Source organism: Moorena sp. SIO1F2, from assembly GCF_010672755.1.
GTDB lineage: Bacteria > Cyanobacteriota > Cyanobacteriia > Cyanobacteriales > Coleofasciculaceae > Moorena.
Genome location: NZ_JAAHFV010000595.1, coordinates 1 through 2,212, shown reverse-complemented (window position 1 = coordinate 2,212; position 2,212 = coordinate 1). Strand labels below are relative to the sequence as shown.

Annotated in this window: 3 protein-coding genes; 2 read left to right on the top strand and 1 reads right to left on the bottom strand. The window is 43.5% G+C overall.

The genetic code is table 11. The features are described from left to right. The coding region (locus F6J94_RS33215) for a tRNA pseudouridine(55) synthase TruB (protein ID WP_293048060.1) at positions 1-256 on the top strand (256 nt) is incomplete at its 5' end. Here the strand turns inward: F6J94_RS33215 and F6J94_RS33210 are convergent. Then, positions 204-359 (bottom strand): hypothetical protein, encoded by a 156-nt coding sequence (locus F6J94_RS33210; RefSeq protein WP_293048055.1) that lies wholly within the window; start codon positions 357-359, stop codon positions 204-206. The two genes, F6J94_RS33215 and F6J94_RS33210, sit on opposite strands and share 53 nt — an antisense overlap. 439 nt (positions 360-798) lie before the next feature. On the opposite strand from F6J94_RS33210, the gene dcm reads away from it, so the two are divergent. After that, entirely contained in the window at positions 799-2,040 is a 1,242-nt protein-coding gene (gene dcm / locus F6J94_RS33205; RefSeq protein ID WP_293048052.1) for a DNA (cytosine-5-)-methyltransferase, read from the top strand. The last annotated feature ends 172 nt before the right edge of the window (positions 2,041-2,212 follow it).

The following is a 2,212-nucleotide window of genomic DNA, read 5'->3' as shown; positions in this document are numbered from 1 at the left end:
AAGCCTATTCCAGCCAGTGTCCCCTAGTGTAGCTTTGGGGCACTTACCCTCTGTCACCTTGTCCGCTGATCAAGCCCGTCGCTGGTGTTTAGGACAGCGTATCTCTGGGGATGATACTCTAGTTAAAGTCTCTACCCTTGAAACCTCCACAAGTCCTGTGCAAGTGTACCACGAAGATGGCAGTTTTTTGGGTATTGGTAAAGTTATTTCCTCAACCTCTGGGGTATTGCTGGCTCCTCAAATGGTTTTTGTTTGATGCTATAGCAGAGGGAATAGGGAACAGCGGATCTGGGAACAGGGAGTAGGGAGTAGGGAGTAGGGAGCAGGGAGCAGGCCAAAAATCCGTGTGTGTACTCCATTAATATGAAAACCGCTGTAATTAATTGAATCTAACAGGACTTACCTAACCTGATTTTGACATAACCAACTATCCTAAAATTGACGAGCTTCGAGTCAGGAATAATGAGTTATAATTTAGATTGTAATAAACAAAAATTAAAGTGTATTTGAAGCAAACAAATAACTAAAAATAATTCACTTTATTATTTAAGATCCGAATTTAACCGTTAAATATTCCCTATTATAAAGTAGTGTTGTACTGGGGCAATATCTAATAGCAATTTTATAATTTCCTGACAGATTCCCTCTCCCCACACTTCCCACACTTCCCACACTTTCTCTACTCCCTACTCCCTACTCCCTACTCCCTCTATTCCCGACTCCCGATTCCCGACTCCCGATTCCCGATTCCCGATTCCCTACTCCCTACTCCCTACTCCCTACTCCCTTCAAATAAAAATGGCAAAAAGTAAATCGGGCACTGTTCAAGACCTAGTCACGGTTCAGGAAGCTGCTGAAATCTTGGGTGTCTCCTCCGATACCATACGCCGGTGGGAAAAGAAAAAGCTGCTGAGGGCAAAGCGGTCTGAACAAAACTACCGTTTTTTTGACATTGAAGAATTAAAACGAATTCAACGGAAGTATCAAGGGCTAGCTACTGGGGTTGAGTTTCGTGTTCTCAAGAGCAAATCCACTAGCTTCAGAGTAATTGAGTTATTTGCTGGGTGTGGAGGCATGGCACTGGGTTTTGAGAATGCTGGCTTAACCACCAAGCTGTTGGTGGAGATTGATAAAGACTGCGTAAACACTCTGAAGCTGAATAGACCTTCCTGGAAAATCATACTTGAGGATATAGCCAATGTTGATTTTACCAAATACAAGGACAACGTAGAGATTGTGGCTGGTGGGGTGCCCTGCCAAGCTTTCAGCTATGCCGGTCTGGGTAAAGGTTTTGACGATACTAGAGGGACGCTCTTTTTTGAGTTTGCACGGTGTGTAAAAGAAGTACAGCCGAAAATAGCACTGGTTGAAAACGTTAGGGGTCTGATCCACCATGACCAAGGCAGAACCTTATCCACCATGCTGCGAACCTTAGAGGATTTAGGCTACAACCCTACCTATAACTTGCTCAGAGCGCAGTTTCTAGATGTCGCCCAAAAGCGGGAGAGGATAATTATCATTGCGGTTAGAAGAGACTTAGACCTAAAAGCAATATTTCCTAAGGAGAAGGACTACACTATTTCCCTGAGGGAGGTGCTCAAAGATTGCCCGAAATCTATAGGAGCAAAATACCCTCCCCGCAAGAGAGAAATTATGGAATTAATACCACCAGGAGGTTATTGGCGGAACTTACCCCTAGCGCTTCAAAAAGAGTATATGAAAAAGAGTTTCTATCTCGGTGGCGGCAAAACCGGTATGGCTAGGCGGCTTTCTTGGGAAGAACCTTCTCTTACTCTCACCTGTAACCCAGCTCAAAAACAGACCGAGCGGTGTCATCCTGAAGAAACACGACCGTTGACAGTTAGGGAATATGCACGTATTCAGAGCTTCCCTGATGATTGGGAATTTACCGGTTCTCTATCATCACAGTACAGACAAATCGGTAATGCCGTCCCTGTCAATTTAGCTTACCACATTGGACGATGTCTGATTGCGATGTTGCAAGGGGAATTCGACCCAGAAACGATGCAGACGTGTTGAACTTTGGCTTCTGCCCTTACTAACCCCAATTTTTTTGATAATTAGTCAACCAAATATGATATTAATAATACTAGAGATATGACTACAGTATGACTGTACAAACCCAAAAACTATCACCGTTGAGACTAATACTAATAGTATTGATCTCTTTAGTATTAGTCGCTATTGTTGA